The 16,102-nt window shown below is 67.9% G+C and carries 16 protein-coding genes; 8 read left to right on the top strand and 8 right to left on the bottom strand.

What is annotated here, in order from left to right; translation table 11 throughout:
• The first annotated feature begins 193 nt into the window (after positions 1–193).
• Positions 194–3,085, top strand: a complete 2,892-nt coding sequence (locus AB9O74_RS16960) for a TonB-dependent receptor (protein WP_369350000.1) — start codon at positions 194–196, stop codon at positions 3,083–3,085.
• Positions 3,086–3,174: 89 nt separating this feature from the next.
• Positions 3,175–3,918, top strand: a complete 744-nt coding sequence (locus AB9O74_RS16965; protein WP_179460437.1) for a FadR/GntR family transcriptional regulator — start codon at positions 3,175–3,177, stop codon at positions 3,916–3,918.
• Positions 3,919–3,939: 21 nt separating this feature from the next.
• Here AB9O74_RS16965 and AB9O74_RS16970 read toward each other — a convergent pair whose 3' ends face one another.
• Positions 3,940–4,329, bottom strand: a complete 390-nt coding sequence (locus AB9O74_RS16970; protein ID WP_176990945.1) for a DUF6165 family protein — start codon at positions 4,327–4,329, stop codon at positions 3,940–3,942.
• A gap of 235 nt (positions 4,330–4,564) precedes the next feature.
• On the opposite strand from AB9O74_RS16970, the gene AB9O74_RS16975 reads away from it, so the two are divergent.
• Positions 4,565–5,203, top strand: coding sequence for a TorF family putative porin (locus tag AB9O74_RS16975; RefSeq protein WP_369350016.1), 639 nt, complete (start codon positions 4,565–4,567; stop codon positions 5,201–5,203).
• A gap of 12 nt (positions 5,204–5,215) precedes the next feature.
• On the opposite strand, the gene AB9O74_RS16980 is transcribed toward AB9O74_RS16975, so the two are convergent.
• Entirely contained in the window at positions 5,216–6,397 is a 1,182-nt protein-coding gene (locus tag AB9O74_RS16980) for an MFS transporter (RefSeq protein WP_176990946.1), read from the bottom strand.
• A 99-nt stretch (positions 6,398–6,496) separates the two neighbouring features.
• On the opposite strand from AB9O74_RS16980, the gene AB9O74_RS16985 reads away from it, so the two are divergent.
• Positions 6,497–7,432, top strand: coding sequence for a LysR family transcriptional regulator (locus AB9O74_RS16985; RefSeq protein ID WP_369350001.1), 936 nt, complete (start codon positions 6,497–6,499; stop codon positions 7,430–7,432).
• On the opposite strand, the gene AB9O74_RS16990 is transcribed toward AB9O74_RS16985, so the two are convergent.
• The gene (locus tag AB9O74_RS16990) at positions 7,398–7,868 is read right to left on the bottom strand and encodes a DUF1456 family protein (RefSeq protein WP_176990948.1); all 471 of its coding nucleotides are present in this window, start codon (positions 7,866–7,868) and stop codon (positions 7,398–7,400) included. The two genes, AB9O74_RS16985 and AB9O74_RS16990, sit on opposite strands and share 35 nt — an antisense overlap.
• A gap of 190 nt (positions 7,869–8,058) precedes the next feature.
• Here AB9O74_RS16990 and AB9O74_RS16995 point away from each other — a divergent pair, with 190 nt between their 5' ends.
• Both AB9O74_RS16995 and AB9O74_RS17000 read left to right on the top strand, forming a co-directional pair.
• A complete protein-coding gene (locus AB9O74_RS16995; RefSeq protein WP_369350002.1) occupies positions 8,059–8,511 on the top strand; it encodes a hypothetical protein in 453 nt (150 codons plus the stop codon).
• 97 nt (positions 8,512–8,608) lie between these two features.
• Positions 8,609–9,358, top strand: a complete 750-nt coding sequence (locus AB9O74_RS17000; protein ID WP_176990950.1) for an SDR family NAD(P)-dependent oxidoreductase — start codon at positions 8,609–8,611, stop codon at positions 9,356–9,358.
• A 129-nt stretch (positions 9,359–9,487) separates the two neighbouring features.
• On the opposite strand, the gene AB9O74_RS17005 is transcribed toward AB9O74_RS17000, so the two are convergent.
• The 5 genes from AB9O74_RS17005 to radC form a co-directional block, all read right to left on the bottom strand.
• The gene (locus AB9O74_RS17005) at positions 9,488–9,850 is read right to left on the bottom strand and encodes a VOC family protein (protein WP_369350003.1); all 363 of its coding nucleotides are present in this window, start codon (positions 9,848–9,850) and stop codon (positions 9,488–9,490) included.
• Positions 9,851–9,920: 70 nt separating this feature from the next.
• A complete protein-coding gene (locus AB9O74_RS17010) occupies positions 9,921–10,703 on the bottom strand; it encodes a helix-turn-helix domain-containing protein (protein ID WP_369350004.1) in 783 nt (260 codons plus the stop codon).
• Between the two features lie 92 nt (positions 10,704–10,795).
• Positions 10,796–11,668 (bottom strand): SPOR domain-containing protein, encoded by an 873-nt coding sequence (locus AB9O74_RS17015; RefSeq protein WP_369350005.1) that lies wholly within the window; start codon positions 11,666–11,668, stop codon positions 10,796–10,798.
• A gap of 18 nt (positions 11,669–11,686) precedes the next feature.
• A complete protein-coding gene (gene argS / locus AB9O74_RS17020; RefSeq protein WP_369350006.1) occupies positions 11,687–13,375 on the bottom strand; it encodes an arginine--tRNA ligase in 1,689 nt (562 codons plus the stop codon).
• A gap of 102 nt (positions 13,376–13,477) precedes the next feature.
• A complete protein-coding gene (gene radC / locus AB9O74_RS17025; protein ID WP_346478396.1) occupies positions 13,478–14,167 on the bottom strand; it encodes a DNA repair protein RadC in 690 nt (229 codons plus the stop codon).
• A gap of 194 nt (positions 14,168–14,361) precedes the next feature.
• Between radC and coaBC the strand changes: the two genes are divergently transcribed.
• Together coaBC and dut are read left to right on the top strand one after the other, a co-directional pair.
• Positions 14,362–15,621, top strand: coding sequence for a bifunctional phosphopantothenoylcysteine decarboxylase/phosphopantothenate--cysteine ligase CoaBC (gene coaBC, locus AB9O74_RS17030; RefSeq protein WP_369350007.1), 1,260 nt, complete (start codon positions 14,362–14,364; stop codon positions 15,619–15,621).
• A complete protein-coding gene (gene dut, locus AB9O74_RS17035; protein WP_176990955.1) occupies positions 15,618–16,091 on the top strand; it encodes a dUTP diphosphatase in 474 nt (157 codons plus the stop codon). The genes coaBC and dut overlap by 4 nt, the downstream gene beginning before the upstream one ends.
• Positions 16,092–16,102: the final 11 nt, after the last annotated feature.

Raw genomic sequence — 16,102 nt, forward strand, 5'->3', positions numbered from 1 at the left:
ACCACTTTAGGTGCATGTGGTATGCGATCTGCGCATTTTTCTGCTGCGTGCGCACATTAAATCCGTGCAAAGTGGTCTGGACGGTAGTGCGGGGTAGACTTTAGTACCAATTCATTGACATTGGTCCATCAGTCGTGAATCTTCCGGATCGAATCCGTGTAATCGGACGATCCATCCTGGGAGGGAGATCACGATGTTGCATGACCGCCGTACGGCCTCGCCACGAGGCCTCCGCCACACCGCGCTGCACAGCGCGCTGTTCTATGCCCTGTGTGCCACCGCGGCCCTGCCGCTGGCCCACGCACAGGACGCCGATGCCCCGGCCACGCCGCCGGCTGAAGCCACCACGCTGGACCAGGTCCAGGTGACCGGCATCCGCGGCACCATCCAGACCTCGATCGACAAGAAGCGCGAGGAGACCGTGGTCTCCGACGTGCTGGCGGCCGACGACATCGGCGATCTGCCGGCCCTGTCGATCGGTGAAGCGATCGAAACCATCACCGGGGCGTCCACCCATCGCGAGAAGGGCGGTGCCTCGGAAATCTCGATCCGTGGCCTTGGGCCGTTCCTCGGCTCGTCCACCTTCAACGGTCGCGAGGCCACCAATGGCAGCGGCGACCGCTCGGTGAACTTCAACCAGTTCCCGTCCGAGCTGATCAACACCGTGGCGATCTACAAGACCCAGCGCGCCGACTTCGTCGAAGGCGGCGTGGCCGGCACGATCAACATGGAGACGGTCAAGCCGCTCGAATACGGCAAACGCACGTTCCAGCTCGACGGCCGCGGCACCTGGCAGGAGTACGACGATCGGCTCAAGGACAAGGACGGCGTGGGCTGGCGCGGTACCGCCAGCTACATCGACCAGTTCGACATGGGCAACGCCGGCAAGCTCGGTGTCTCCATCGGCGTGCAGGCGCTGGAAGGCAGCAACCCGGAAGAAATGATCTCCAGCAGCTCCACCTGGGTCGCATGCGATGGCCGTGAAGTGGTCGGCGCGACGCGCAACTGCACCCAGGTCAACGGCAAGGACGTGGCCAACGGCGTGCCGTACTACCTGGTGCCCAGCAGCCGCATCTACCGCCAGTTCATCGAGCACGACAAGCGCGATTCGCAGTTCGCCGCGCTCCAGTGGCGGCCCAGCGATACGGTGGAAGTGAACCTGGATTACCAGCACTCCAAGCGCGACTACACCGAGGACCGCTCGGATCTGTCGCTGTCCTCGATGATGCGCAACCTCAACAACCGCGTGGTCACCGACGATGGCGCGCTGCTGCACCACACCGGCAGCACCACGATCGATTCCACCGGCAACTTCCTGGAGCGCCAGGAGGAATACACCGGTGGCGGGCTCAACGTGATCTTCCGGCCGAGCCCGGCGTGGACGCTGTCCACCGATCTGTCCTACTCCAACACCCTGCGTGACCAGATCGAACGCAGCACCCGCCTGCGCGCCGGTCGCACCGACGTCAACGGCCAGCCGGTCGGCGGCATCAAGAACACGCGCTACGTCGATTACACCTACGACTACAGCGGCGATGTGCCGAGCATCTATCTGGATCCGGCGTTCGATGTGAACAACCCGGACAACTTCACCGATTCGGCGCTGGTGCGTCGTCGCCAGCAGAACCGCGAGCACACCATCCGCGCGGGACGCTTCGATGCCACGTTCACCCCAGAAAGCGGCTTCTTCACCGCGATCAAGGGCGGCCTGCGCCGGTCCGAAGCCACCTACACCGATTACACCGACACCGTGGATGTCACCACCACCAATGTCGCCGCGATCCGCGCTGCCAACCTGGCCTGCCGCCAGGCCTTCCCGCAGGACGATTTCCTGGACAACGCCAGCGGCAACACCATCGACCAGTGGGCCAGCTTCGACAGCCGCTGTCTGTTCAAGGCCTTCACCGGCGTGGACGACACCGGCCTCAGCGCGGACCTGCGCAACCCGGCCAACAACGATGTCACCGAGAAGACCAGCGCGCTCTACCTGATGGGCGACTACAGCGCCGAATGGTTCGGCCTGCCGGTGACCGGCAACATCGGCGTGCGTGGCGTGCGTACAGAGGTGCGTTCGGTCGGCCTGCGCAGCGGCCTGGATGTGATCAACAATCCCGACGGCACCGTGACCCTGGAGCCCACCGGCGATTTCACCTCGCAGGTGCTCAAGTCCAGCAACACCGAATGGCTGCCCAGCTTCAATGCCGCCTTCGAGCTGCGCCCGGACCTGCTGCTGCGCGTCGGTGCCTATCGGGCGATGTCGCGCCCGGACCTGGCCGCCGAAGGCTTCGGCCGCACCTTCAACCTGGGCGAGGTGGATACCGAGTTCAACAGCGTCGGCGATGCACTGCGCAGCATCACCGCCACCGGCAATCCGCGCGCCAAGCCGTTGATGTCGTGGAACGGCGACCTCTCGCTGGAGTGGTATGCCAACGAAGACACCATGCTGTCCGGTGCGCTCTACTACAAGCAGTTCAACGGCGGCTCGATGCCGGTGATCGTCAACGAATCCTTCGATATCGACGGCCAGAGCGTGACCGTGCCGGTGGAGCAGCTGGCCACCAGCGACCAGAAGAGCGATCTGTTCGGCGTCGAGTTCACCGCCTCGCACAGCTTCTCCTACCTGCCGGGCATCTTCTCCGGGCTGGGCGTGAAGGCCAGCTACAACTACGCCGATTCCAACTTCAAGACCGAAGACCTGCGCCTGGGCGAGTCCACCGACCCGACCACCGGCGTGGTGACCCCGGGCATCGTCGAGCCGGCCAACATCTTCGGCCTCTCCAAGCATGTGGCCTCGGCGCAGGTGTACTGGGGCCTGGGCAAGCTCGACCTGCAGGCGATCTACAAGTACCGCTCCGACTATTACCAGCAGTTTGTCGGCGACCCGTCGCAGAACCGTTATGTGCGGGACAATGGCTCGCTGGACTTCCGCGCCACCTACAAGGTGAACAAGCACCTGTCGCTGTCGCTGTCGGCCAGCAACCTCACCGATGAGCCGCGGGTGTCGGATATGCCCATCCTCGGCAGCTTCCGCGAGTACACCACGTACGGGCGGCGGTATTATCTGGGGGTGCGCTACCGCTTCTGAGGTCAGTGGCGCGGTTTTTCCGACCGCGCCGCTCTCTGAAGGCGCGGTCGCGTGTCGGTCCCCAGCCACCTGTCAGCAGGCCTTTGATGATGTCCGAACCCCGTCTGTACCAGTCCATTGCCGCCGAAATCGTCGCGCTGATCGAGAAGGGCGAATTCCCGCCGGGCTCGCGCCTGCCGGGCGAACGCGACCTGGCCGAACGCCTGGGCGTGAGCCGGGTGACGGTGCGGGAGGCGGAAATCGCGCTGGAAGCGCAGGGCCTGATCACCATCAAGACCGGCTCGGGCGTTTACGTGAAGGCCAAGCCGTCGCAGGCGCCGGGCGCACTGCCCGACGTCTCGGCGTTCGACCTGACCGCCGCACGCGCGGTGATCGAGGCCGAGGCCGCGGCGATGGCCGCCAGCCGCATCACCGATGCCGAACTGGAGGACCTGGCCGGCCTGATCGCGGCCATGGTCGATCCCAATTCGGGCGAAGCGGCGGCCAGCGAGGCCGACCGCCAGTTCCACCTCTCGATCGCACGCATCGCCGGCAACCCGGTGGTGGAGCACTGCGTGCAGCTGATCTGGCGGATGCGCAACGAGCTGCCGCGGGTCAAGCAGGTCTACGCCAACGTCTGCCACAACGACGATGACACCCGCGACGAAGAACACACCCGGATTCTCGATGCGCTGCGCCAGCGCGATCCGGCGGCGGCGCGGCTGGCCATGCGCAACCACTTCCAGCGGCTGTTCGAATCGATGCTGGAAGCCACCGAGAATGAAGCGCTGGCCGAAATCCGCCGGCGGACCCAGCAGGACCGCGAACGCTTCAGGGCCGCGACCGGGCACTGAGCCCGGTGTAAAGCGGCGGGATCACTCGCCCTGGTACTGCTTCTCTTCGACCAGCTGCGAGCCGGCGATGCGGTTGATCTCGTTCTTCACTTTGACCCGCTCGCCATTGGTGCCATAGACGCCGCGGGCCAGCTGGATGAAGGCATCGTCGAAGACCTGCGCTGCTTCCTTGTCGCGCAGCTGATCCTGGATCTCCCACATGCGCTCGTTGATCGCCTTGAGCTGCGTCTTCAGCGCCTCCAGCCCGGGCTGAGCGCCCACCTGCTGCTGCCACAGCGGCCACAGACCGTCGAGTTCCTTGCGGACGTTGGCGTTCTTGCCGGCATCGGCAATGCGTTCGGCCTTGATTTCCAGGATGGTGATCTTGTCGATCAGCTCGCCAATCGATACCGGGGTCAGGATCGCGTCCACGCCATTACTCGCAACAGGTCAGAGCGGCCATGATACCGCGCACCCCCGGGCACCACCCTGACGCAGGATTTACAGAAACGTTGCGCCGATCGGGTGGCCACGCCATGGCGGCTTTACGCCGGTCCTGAGGACACTGTCGCTCTCGACGGCGCGGCCGTCATCTGGAGCGGGACACGTGGTGGGTAACTTTTCGAAACAGCGCCTGCGCTGCGGCGTGGTGCTGGTGGGGCTGGTCATGAGCGGTGCGGCCGCGGCCGCGGTGGAAGGCAATGCGACGCTGACCTCGGACTACGTCTGGCGCGGCAGCTCGCAGAGCGACGGCGATCCGGCCGTGCAGGCGGGCGTGAAGCTCAGTACGGTCAACGGCTGGTATGCCTCCGCGTGGGGCTCGGGTGTCTCGTTCCGGCCGGACAACGGCGCGCGCAGCGAGTTCGATCTCGTCGCCGGGTGGAGCGGGGCGGTGACGCCGGACTGGAGCGTGGACGTCAACCTGACCCGCTACGTCTATCCGTCCGCCACGGTCGATCTGGACTGGACCGAGCTCAACGGCACCGTCACCTGGCGACAGCGCGCCTGGCTGCAGGTCGGCGTCTCCGACAACGCGCTGGCCGGTGGCCATGGCGGCACCTACGCCCAGCTCGGTGCGCGCCTGCCGCTGGGGGAGCAGTGGCGTATCGAAGGTGCGGTGGGCCACTACTGGCTGGACAGCGCGCAGGCCGATGACTACCTGCACGGCCAGCTCAGCGTGGTGTGGCGCGTGCACGGTCCGTGGGAGCTGCGCGTGACCGGGCATGACACCGACGGCGCCGCCAAGCAGTTGTTCCCGGGCAACGCGGGATCGCGCGTCGAGGTCGCGGTGCAGACGAGTTTCTGAAGTGCGCGGGCGCTACGCCCGCCGCTTTGTCTGCGACATCGCCCAGATGCCCATCGCCACCACCGCAACGCAGGCACCGGTGACGCACACACCGGTCCAGCCGAAGCGATCAAAGACCTGCGCCGAGACCAAGGAACCCAGCGAGCCACCGATGAAGTAGCCGGTCATGTAGCCGGCATTGAGCCGGTTGCGGGCCTCCGGGCGCAGCGCATACACCACGTTCTGGTTGCTCACGTGCAGCAGCTGCGCGGCCAGGTCCAGCACGATCACGCCCAGCACCAGCGCGATCAACGAGTGCGTGGAAAAGCCCAGCGGCAGCCACGATGCGGCCAACAGCACCAGCGCCACGGTGGTGGCCAGGGCAGCCTTGCCACGGTCGGCCATGCGCCCGGCCACGCCCGCGGCCAGCGTGCCGGCGGCACCGACCAGCCCGAACAGGCCGATCGTCGCATCGCTGTAGCCATAGGGCTCGGCCGCCAGCAGGAACGCCAGCGGCGTCCAGAAGATCGCGAACATCGCAAAGCTCAGCGCGCCCAGTACGGTACGCAGGCGGAACACCGGCTCCTGCGCGAACAGGGTGCCGATCGAGCGCAGCAGCTGCAGATAGCCCAGCCCGGCGGTCTGATGGAAGCGCGGCAGATGCCGATAGAGCATGCCGGTGGTCAGTACCAGCGCGGCCGCGGCGATCCAGTACACCGTGCGCCAATCGCCCAGCGAGGACAGCGCCCCGGCCACGGTGCGTGCCAGCAGAATGCCGAGCAGCAGGCCGCTCATCACCGTGCCGACCACCTGGCCGCGCTCCTCCGGCCGCGCCAGCGTCGCCGCGAACGGCACCAGCACCTGCGCCACCACCGAGAACAGGCCGGTCAGCGCGGTGCCCACCAGCAGCCACACGAACTGATGGCTGAGCGCGCTCAGCACCAGGCCGGAGGCCGACAGCAGTGACATCACCACGATCAGCCGGCGGCGCTCGAACAGATCACCCAGCGGCACCAGCAGGATGAGGCCGGCGGCATAGCTCAGCTGGGCGACGGTCACCACCGTGCCGGCACGTGCGAACGACACCCCGAACTGCCCGGCGATGGTGTGCAGCAGCGGCTGCGCGTAATAGTTGCTGGCCACCGCCACGCCGGTGGCGAAGGCCATCAGCAGGACCTGCCAGCGGCTGAGCGGGGAGGGCGCGTCGTGGGTCATGACGGGCTCCGGATAAGAAGGGGCGCCAGTGTCTGCCTGATCTGCAAATGAGGGAAATGAATAGTTATCATCCGATGCATCTGAAAATGAGATGGTGCGATGAACCTCAAGCAGCTCGAGTTCGCGGTCGCGTTGGCCGAGGAGGGCAACTTCACCCGTGCTGCGCAGCGCTGCCACGTCGTGCAGTCAGCGCTGAGCCACCAGATCGCCCATCTCGAGGACGAACTGCAGGCCACGCTGTTCGAGCGGCTGCCGCGCCAGGTCAGGGTAACGCCCGCCGGTGAAGCACTCTTGACGCACGCACGCCAGGTGCTCGCCTCGCTGCGGCATCTGCGCGATGACGTTGCCGCCGTCGGTGGCCAGGTGCGCGGCATCCTGCACATCGGCCAGATCACTTCGTTGACCGCCGTGGATCTGGTCGCCTGCCTGGCGACGTTCCATCGGCGCTATCCGCAGGTCGAGTTCCGCCTGCGCATGGACAAGAGCGAAGTGCTGATGGCCGATGTGCGCGAGCGGCGGCTGGACGTGGCGCTGGTGGGATTGTCGCCGGGCACGCCGATCGAGGGCGCCCAGCACCGATTGCTGGCCGAGGAATCGATGGTCGCCGTGCTGCCGCCGGCCCATCCACTGGCGACGCGCAGACGGCTCTCGCTGGCGACGCTGGCCGAGCTGCCGCTGGTGGATTTCCCGCAGGGGAGTGGGGCCCGCCGGCAGACCGACGAGGCCTTCGCCGCCGCCGGACTGCCCCATCGGGTGCCGTTCGAGATCAATCACATGGCGCTGGTCGAGCGCTTCGTGCAGCAGGGCCTGGCAGTCGGCATCGTGCCGCAGGCGATCGCCGCCGGTTTCAGCGGCGTTGCCTGTGTGGCGATCCAGGGTGCACCGACCCGGCGCGTGCATGCGGTCTGGTCGAACCTGCCCACGCCGGCGGCGCGGGCCTTCATGGAGGAACTGCTGCAGCACGTGGCCCCGACACCGGCGCCACGCACCAACACCGCACTCAGGCGGCGCGCACGCGCAGGGTCAGGCCCTTGAGGAAATTGCGCAGCATCTGGTCACCGCAGGCGCGGTAGTTCTTGTGGTCCGGCTGGCGGAACAGCGCGGACAGTTCCGGCTTGGAGACCGAGAAACCGGCAGCGTCGAACACTTCGTGCATGTCCACGTCCTTCAGCTGGAAGGCGACGCGCAGCTTCTTCAGCACCAGGTTGTTGGTGATGCGCTTTTCCACCGGGCGCACCGGCTGGCTCTCGTCGCGCCCGCGGAAATGCACGATCAGGCCATCCAGGAAATGCGCCAGGGTGCGGTCGTCGCAGGGCACGAAGCCTTCTTCGTCTTCCTTGCGCAGCCAGCCGGCCACATCGGCCTTGTCGACCACGAAGGCCGGATCGGCCAGGGCACAGGTGTCGGCGATCATGCCGTCGCTGAGGTCGAGCATGTAGCGGATGCTGCGCAGTACATCGTTGTTGATCATGGGACGTCCAATACCGCCGGCGCGGCTGCGCGGCTGGCGGCTATTTTACCCCGTGCCGGGCGCGCGGCCGGCTGCGACCGGTGGTCGCTGTCATCTGGTTGCCATGAAAGTGAAGCACAGTGCCGCGATCAGGCATCGACAGGCAGTGGAGCAGGCAATGCGCAGGTGGCAGGTACTCGGGTGTGTGGGCATGTTGCTGGCGGGCCAGGCAGGGGCGCAGGCCCCGTATGTGGCGCTGGAACAGCGGCTGGATCCGCAGGCGCTGGCCGAGGTCGGGCTGACTCCGGGCCAGTTGCAGACGCTGAACCGCCTGCTGCGCCAGGCCGAGGCCGATGCCCCGGCACCGGTGGCCGTCGCGGCGCCTCCTGCCGCAGGCCCGGGTCTTCCAACGCCGGCCCCGATGTTCCCCGGGCTGGACGATGGCCCGATCCATGCCAAGGTGACCGGCCAGGTGGACGGCTGGGCCCCCGGCACCGTGTTCACCCTGGACAACGGCCAGCAGTGGCAGGTGCTCAAGGGCGAGATGACGCTCAAGACCGCCCGCAGCAACCCCGAGATCGTCGTGGTGCCGGGTATCGCCGGCCGCTGGTTCCTGCAGGTGGATGAGGACCTGCCCAAGGCGCGCGTGTTCCGCATCCGCTGACGCGACGCCCCGTAGCGGCAGGCAGCGGAGCAGCGCCCGGCTCTGCACCGGGCGGGCATCGGTGCGAAAATGGTCGGGATCTTCACGGAGTACCTCGATGACCCGTACCGCTCTGATTACCGGCGCCACCTCCGGCTTTGGCGCCGCCGCCGTCCACCGTTTCGCCCAGGCCGGCTGGCGCGTGATCGCCACCGGGCGCCGGGCCGAGCGCCTGCAGCCGCTGGTCGATGCCTACGGTCCCGAGCGCGTGCATGCCGCGGTGTTCGACGTGCGCGACAGCGTGGCGATGGAAGCGGCCCTGGCCGCCCTGCCGGCCGGGTTCGCCGACATCGACCTGCTGGTCAACAATGCCGGCCTGGCCCAGGGCACCGCCCCGGCCCAGAGCGCCTCGCTGGAAGACTGGCGCACCATGATCGACACCAACGTCACCGCCCTGGTGACGCTGACCCATCGCCTGTTGCCGCAGCTGGTCGCGCGCAAGGGCGCGATCATCAACATCAGCTCGGTCGCCGGCGTGTACCCGTATCCGGGCGGCAATGCCTATGGCGGCACCAAGGCCTTCGTCAGCCAGTTCTCGCTCGGCCTGCGCTCGGACCTGCACGGCAGTGGCGTGCGCGTGACCACGATCGAGCCGGGCATGGCGGAAACCGAGTTCACCGTGGTCCGCACCCATGGCGACCAGGCGGCCTCGGACAAGCTCTACACCGGCGCCAACCCGATGACCGCCGAGGACATCGCCGAACAGATCTTCTGGGTCGCCTCGCTGCCGGCCCACCTGAACATCAATCGCCTCGAAGTGATGCCGGTCAGCCAGTCGTTCGCCGGCTTCCAGGTCGCGCGCGACTGATCGCAGGCCCCGGAGATTCCGGCCGTCGGTCATTCCGCCCCGCCGGCGATTCCAACCCGCCGGCGATTCCGACCCACGGGCGATTCCGACCCACGGTAGCTGCCGACCGTTGGTCGGCAGGCTCCCCGATCATCCCTCCCGCGCCGTCCACACCGCCAGCTCATACCCATCCGGGTCGCGGAAATGAAACCGACGCCCGCCCGGGAAATCGAACGCGGCCCGGCAGATCGCCGCGCCGGCCGCCTGCAGCCGTTGCTGCGTGGCGACCAGGTCATCGGCATACAGGATCACCAGGGGCCCACCCGGTTGCACCGCATCGCCGGTGGTGAAACCACCGGTCAGGCGTCCATCGCTGAACTCGGTGTAGGCCGGGCCGTAATCGGTGAACGTCCAGCCGAAGACCTCAGCGTAGAACGCCTTGCTGCGCGCGATGTCGGCCACGTTGAACTCAATGTTGTCGATGCGGCGATCGTTGCCGTGTGCGGTACTCATGGACGCTTCTCGTTGAAAGGAGCCCCAGCATCGCCACCCCGGCCGCGCCGGTCTTGAACAAAACGGCCAGTCAGCTACGCCACTGCGCGCATAGGGCCGCCGCCCCGATCCCCGCCAACGCCCGCACCTCGCGGCTCAGGTGCGACTGGTCGGCGTAGCCCACATCCGCCGCCAACCCCGCCAGCCCCTCCCCCGGCATCGCCCGGGCCAGCGCCAGGAACCGCTGCAGCCGCAGAATCCGCTCCAGCATCTTCGGCCCATAGCCGAACTGCTCATGGCACAACCGGCGCAGGCTGCGCGTGCTTACCTGCAGCGCCGAACCGATCGCGGCCAGATCGTGACCACCGGCCCGCACCTGCCCGAACACCCGCGCCGCCACCGCGTGGCGGCCACCGGTAGAGCGGGGCAGCCCAGCCAGCCCCTGCGCGAACAACCGCTGCCGCGCATCGCCATCGCCCACGTCATTCAACCGCGCCGCAAGCTGCCGCGCCTGGGGTCCCAGCACCGAATCCAGCTCCACGGCGGTGCCCACCAGCTCGTCCAGCGGCACCCCCAGCCAGGCCCGCGCCGCGCCGGGCTGGAAGCGCGCCCCCAACACCTGCGCGCCGGGCATCAACTGCGGGTGTGCGGCCACCACATCCGGGCCCACCACATACAGCCGCCCATCGCGCCACAGGATGTCCACGCAGCCATCAGGCAGTACCGCGACCTCACCGCTATGGCCCACCGGCAGATCGCTGCGCCACAGCTGTCCGAAACAGCCCTGCAGAGGAGCAGGTGCCGCCCATTCGCGGTAGCGACCGGTCGCACCGGCAACGCCGGGAAGGTCATCAGAATCGGGGCGGGAAGACATGTTTGAACGATAGCGGATCAATCGAAAGAAACGCGCTTCGACAAAAAAAACGCCGGGCAAGCCCGGCGTCCTTTAAAACACTGCAGCGCCACTTACTGCGCCTTGATAGCCATCGCCTGAAGCCCCGTCCCATCCAGCTTCTGCTTGGCTTCGGCCAGCTCGCCCGCGCTGCCATACGGCCCCATGCGCACGCGATACACCGTCTTGCCGTTGATCTGCGCCGATTCCACGCGCGCGGCCAGGCCGATCATCGCCAGCTTGGCCTTGGTCGCCTCGGCATCGCCGGAAGCACCGAAGGCGCCGGCCTGCAGGATGTAACGCACGTTGCTGGCCGCAGGCTCAGCCGCTGTAGCAGCAGGCGTCGTCGCCGCAGTAGCCGCCGGCTTCGGTGCCGCCGGAGTGGCCGCAGCCGTCTGCGCCGGCGTTGCCGCCGCAGCCGTGGTCGCCGCCGGGCGTTCCGCTACCGGGGCGGGCAGCGGGGCGGTGCTCACCGGGGCCGCCGACGTGGTCGCCGCGGTGCTGGTCGGCGCCGGTGCGGGCGGCAACGGGCGGCCTTCCAGCGCCGCCTGCGCGCGCTGCGCTTCCGCCTTGGCACGTCGCTGGTCTTCCGCGCGTGCGCTGGCCGCCAGCTCGGCATCGGACATTTCCACTTCCTTGCCGGGCAGCAGGGTGTAGAAGTCGTACTGCGTCGTCGCCGGCTTGGCCGGTTCGGCGGGCGTAGCGGCGCCCGGCTTGGGCAGCTCGGCACCGACGTCGGTCTCGGCGTCGCTCACCGGGGCCGGCTGGGCGTTCGGATCCGGCTGCGGGCCGACCCGCAGGAAGCCATCACCCTCGTTCTTGAACAGGTTCGGTGCCGCCAGGAACACCACGGCCGCAATCGCCACACCCGCGACCAGCCACACCCATCCCGGGGTGCCCTGGTTGCTGTTGCGCCGTGCCTGGCTCTTGCCGCGTCGTGCTGCCATTTACTGCTTCTCCACTGCTTACATTTTTTCCGGGGCGGATACGCCCAGGATGTTCAGACCATTGGCCAGGACCTGGCGCGCGGCGCAGGCCAGCGTCAGCTTGGCGTTGCGTTCGCTTTCGTCGGCCACCAGTACCTGCGTGCCGTGATACCACGTGTGGAAGGCGTGCGCCAATTCACGCAGATACTGCGCGATCAGGTGCGGTTCCAGCGCCAGTCCGGCCGCTTCGACGACTTCCGGGAAGCGCGACATTTCCACCATCAGCCACAGCGAGGCGTCATCGCCCAGCGAGGACAGACCGGCCAGGCCCGCGGCCGGCGTGTAGCTCAGGCCCTTCTCCTGCGCCTGGCGCAGCAGGCTGCAGACGCGGGCATGCGCGTACTGCACGTAGAACACCGGATTGTCATTGCTCTGCTGGCGGGCCAGATCGATATCGAAGGTCAGCTGCGAATCGGGCTTGCGCGCGATCAGGAACCAGCGGGTGGCATCGCGGCCGGCTTCTTCGATCAGGTCGCGCAGGGTCAGGTAGCTGCCGGCACGCTTGGAGAGCTTCACTTCCTCGCCACCGCGCATCACCGTCACCATCTGGTGCAGCACGTATTCCGGCCAGCCTTTGGGGATGCCGACGTCCAGCGCCTGCAGGCCGGCACGCACGCGCGCCAGCGAACCGTGGTGGTCCGCGCCCAGCTCGGTGATCGCGCGCTCGTAGCCGCGCTGCCACTTGGAGAGGTGGTAGGCCACGTCCGGCAGGAAGTAGGTGTAGGTGCCGTCGGACTTGCGCATCACGCGGTCCTTGTCGTCACCGAAGTCGGTCGAGCGCAGCCACAGCGCGCCGCCTTCCACATACGTATGGCCGGCCGCGTTGAGCTGGGCGACGGTCTCTTCGACCTTGCCATCCTTGTACAGCGAACTTTCCAGGAAGTAGATGTCGAAATCCACGCCGAACGCGGCCAGGTCCTGGTTCTGCTCGTTGCGCAGGTAGGCCACCGCAAAGCGACGGATCGCATCGAGGTTGTCCGGGTCGCGCTCGCCGACCACCGAGTGGCCTTCCAGCTCCACCGTGGCGCCGGCCAGGTAGGCGTTGGCCACGTCCTGGATGTAATCGCCGCGGTAGCCCGCTTCCGGCCAGCCGGCGTCGTCGGGCTTGAGGCCCTTCGCACGCGCCTGGGTGGACAGCGCGAGATTCTCGATCTGCACGCCGGCGTCGTTGTAGTAGAACTCGCGCTTGGCGTTCCAGCCGTTCACTTCCAGCAGGCGCGCCAGGCAGTCACCGATCGCCGCCGCGCGGCCGTGGCCGACATGCAGCGGACCGGTCGGATTGGCCGACACATATTCCACGCCCACGGTGCGGCCGTTGCCGCTCAGGTTGTGGCCGTAATCGGCGCCTTCCTTGAGCACGCCGGCCGCTTCGCGCTGGTAGGCGCTGGGGGCGAGGTGGAAATTGATGAAGCCCGGGCCGGCGATCTCGACGCGGGCCACGTCATCGCTCTTGGGCAGCGCATCGAGCAGCGCCTGGGCCAGGGCGCGCGGGTTGCTGCGCGCCGGCTTGGCCAGCAGCATCGCGGCGTTGGTGGCGAAATCGCCGTGCTCACGGGTCTTCGGGCGTTCGACCACGAATTCCGGGGTCAGGGTATCGGCCGGCAGAGTGCCGTTGGCGCGCAAGGCTTCGATGCCTTGGCTGATCAGGGCGCGGAGGAGATTTTTCACAAGGCCTGCTTTGGGACTGGAGCGGCGGAATCGGCAATTTTAGCCCAGAAGCCACCCCGATCCATTGAACCGGGGCCGAGCGGCGGCCTTTCCCTCGCCGGATCAGGCCGTTCCGGTGCCCATCCAGCCGCGCGCGGCCATCGATACCGGGGCCCCGTCGCCGATGACGACATGGTCGAGCAGCCGGATATCCACCAGCGCCAGTGCCTGTTGCAGCAGCGTGGTGATCCGGCGGTCCTCCAGTGAGGGCTCGGCGCTGCCCGAGGGATGGTTGTGGCTGACGATCACCGCGGCAGCGTTGTGCAGCAGGGCGCGGCGGACCACTTCACGCGGGTAGACCGCCGCCGCATCCACCGTCCCGCTGAACAGCTCCTCGCAGGCCAGCGTGCGGTGCTGGTTGTCCAGGAACAGCGCGGCGAACACCTCGTTGGGCCGCGCCCGCAGCCGCTGTTTGAAGTAACGGCCTGCGGCGGCGGGGTCGCGCAGGCTTTCGCCCCGGGCCAGCTCGGCAGCCAGATGCCGATGCGCGAGCTCCAGCCCGGCCACCAGCTTGCAGCTGCGGGCCGGCCCAAGGCCGGGCAGGGCCGCCAGCGCGCTGGCCGGCAGGTCGAGCAGGTTGCGCAGGGGGCCGTGGGACTGCAACAGATCGCGGGCGGTTTCGACCGCATCCCGGCCGCGCAGGCCTGAGCCGAGGAAGATCGCGAGCAGTTCGGCATCGGACAGGGCGCCAGCGCCTTGGGCGAGCAGCTTTTCGCGGGGACGCTCGGCGCTGGGCCAGTCTCGGATCGACATGGCCCCAGTGTCTGTGGGTGGCGGCGGATTCACCATCGGTGAACCGGGCGCCATCGTGTCGGTAAATGCAGGGCAACGTGCCACGTCCGGCGATTCCTTATGACGAAAACCTGCCTCCTTATGCCGCTGGCGCATCAGGCGGTTTACGGACCATCGGGTAAGCTAATCGCCTCGGTTCGACAGGAACACCCAAGGTGGCTGACTCCCCCCAGGCTTCTCCGGCGGCCGCGCGCCCGCTGGAAGGCCAGAAGCTGTTGTTGTGCGTTGGTGGCGGGATCGCTGCCTACAAGTCGCTGGAACTGGTGCGCCGCCTGCGCGATGCCGGTGCCCAGGTGCAGGTCGCGATGACCGCCGGGGCCCAGCAGTTCGTGACACCCCTGAGTTTCCAGGCGCTGTCCGGCCAGCCGACCCGCACCACCCTGTGGGACAGCGCGGCCGAGCAGGCGATGGGCCATATCGAGCTGGCCCGCTGGGCCGACCGCATCGTGGTCGCACCGGCGACCGCCGATCTGCTCGCGCGCCTGGCCCAGGGCCACGCCGATGACCTCGTCACCACCCTGTGCCTGGCCACCACCGCGCCGCTGACCGTGTGCCCGGCGATGAACCATCGCATGTGGCTGCACCCGGCCACCCAGGCCAACATCGGCCTGCTGCGCGAGCGCGGTGCCCAGGTGATCGGGCCGGAAGACGGTCCGCTGGCCGAAGGCGAGTCCGGCCCGGGCCGGCTCACCGAACCGCACGCGATCGTGGCCGCGCTGGCCGGGCTGCGCGCATCGGCGGCTGCCGAGCCGCCGGCCACCAGCGAACTGAAGGGCCTGCGCGTGCTGATCAGCGCCGGCCCCACCTATGAAGACATCGATCCGGTGCGCTACGTCGGCAACCGCAGCAGCGGCAAGATGGGCTACGCCTTGGCCGCCGCCGCCGCCCGCCTGGGCGCGCAGGTGGTGCTGGTCAGTGGCCCGGTCCAGCTGGCCACGCCCGCCGGCGTGCAGCGCGTCGACGTGCGTTCGGCCGCGCAGATGCGCGAAGCGGTGCTGGGTGCGCTGCCGGCCGACATCTATATCGGTGCGGCCGCGGTGTCCGATTACACCCCGCGCCAGGTCGCCCCGCAGAAACTCAAGAAGACCGCCGGCAGCCAGAGCCTGACCCTGGAACTGGTGCGCACCCCGGACATCCTGGCCGAGGTCGCCGCGCAGACCAACGCGCTCAAGCTGGTGGTCGGTTTCGCTGCCGAGACCCACGACGTGGAGAAATACGCGCGTGGCAAGCTGGTGGACAAGCGCCTGGACCTGGTGATCGCCAATCAGGTCGGGATCAGCACCGGCGGTTTCGAAAGCGATGAGAACGCGGCCACGGCCTACTGGCAGGGCGGCGAACAGGTGTTCCCCGGCACCTCCAAGGCCGTGCTGGCCGAACAACTGTTGTCCCTGATTGCCCAGAGGTTGCACGCATGACCATCGATTCCTCCCTGCAGCCGCTGCAGGTCAAGCTGCTGGACCCGCGTTTCGGCGACGAATGGCCGCTGCCGGCCTACGCCACCGAGCACAGCGCCGGGCTGGATCTGCGCGCCGCGCTGGAGACCGAGCTCACCCTGCAGCCCGGCGACACCGCGCTGATCCCCAGCGGCATCGCGATCCATATCGCCGACCCGAACCTGGCCGCCGTGGTGCTGCCGCGCTCCGGCCTGGGCCATCGCCACGGCATCGTGCTGGGCAACGGCACCGGCCTGATCGACGCCGATTACCAGGGCCCGCTGCTGATCAGCGCCTGGAACCGCGGCCGCGAACCCTTCACCCTGCAGCCCGGTGATCGCATCGCCCAGCTGGTGGTGCTGCCGATTGCACGCGTGGCGCTTCAGGTAGTGGATACTTTCAGCGACAGCGCCAGGGGAACGGGTGGATTCGGCCATACCGGGGTGCGCTGACAGGGGAGTTT

The sequence above is a fragment of the Stenotrophomonas sp. JAG2 genome (assembly GCF_041080745.1).
Lineage (GTDB): Bacteria > Pseudomonadota > Gammaproteobacteria > Xanthomonadales > Xanthomonadaceae > Stenotrophomonas > Stenotrophomonas maltophilia_AA.

What these genes read in the sequence shown, in the direction of transcription:
- AB9O74_RS16960 (WP_369350000.1), top strand. Translation starts at nt 194, where the DNA reads ATGTTGCATGACCGCCGTACGGCCTCGCCACGAGGCCTCCGCCACACC.
- AB9O74_RS16965 (WP_179460437.1), top strand. Translation starts at nt 3,175, where the DNA reads ATGTCCGAACCCCGTCTGTACCAGTCCATTGCCGCCGAAATCGTCGCG.
- AB9O74_RS16975 (WP_369350016.1), top strand. Translation starts at nt 4,565, where the DNA reads ATGAGCGGTGCGGCCGCGGCCGCGGTGGAAGGCAATGCGACGCTGACC.
- AB9O74_RS16980 (WP_176990946.1), bottom strand. Translation starts at nt 6,397, where the DNA reads ATGACCCACGACGCGCCCTCCCCGCTCAGCCGCTGGCAGGTCCTGCTG.
- AB9O74_RS16985 (WP_369350001.1), top strand. Translation starts at nt 6,497, where the DNA reads ATGAACCTCAAGCAGCTCGAGTTCGCGGTCGCGTTGGCCGAGGAGGGC.
- AB9O74_RS16990 (WP_176990948.1), bottom strand. Translation starts at nt 7,868, where the DNA reads ATGATCAACAACGATGTACTGCGCAGCATCCGCTACATGCTCGACCTC.
- AB9O74_RS16995 (WP_369350002.1), top strand. Translation starts at nt 8,059, where the DNA reads ATGTTGCTGGCGGGCCAGGCAGGGGCGCAGGCCCCGTATGTGGCGCTG.
- AB9O74_RS17000 (WP_176990950.1), top strand. Translation starts at nt 8,609, where the DNA reads ATGACCCGTACCGCTCTGATTACCGGCGCCACCTCCGGCTTTGGCGCC.
- AB9O74_RS17005 (WP_369350003.1), bottom strand. Translation starts at nt 9,850, where the DNA reads ATGAGTACCGCACACGGCAACGATCGCCGCATCGACAACATTGAGTTC.
- AB9O74_RS17010 (WP_369350004.1), bottom strand. Translation starts at nt 10,703, where the DNA reads ATGTCTTCCCGCCCCGATTCTGATGACCTTCCCGGCGTTGCCGGTGCG.
- AB9O74_RS17015 (WP_369350005.1), bottom strand. Translation starts at nt 11,668, where the DNA reads ATGGCAGCACGACGCGGCAAGAGCCAGGCACGGCGCAACAGCAACCAG.
- radC (WP_346478396.1), bottom strand. Translation starts at nt 14,167, where the DNA reads ATGTCGATCCGAGACTGGCCCAGCGCCGAGCGTCCCCGCGAAAAGCTG.
- dut (WP_176990955.1), top strand. Translation starts at nt 15,618, where the DNA reads ATGACCATCGATTCCTCCCTGCAGCCGCTGCAGGTCAAGCTGCTGGAC.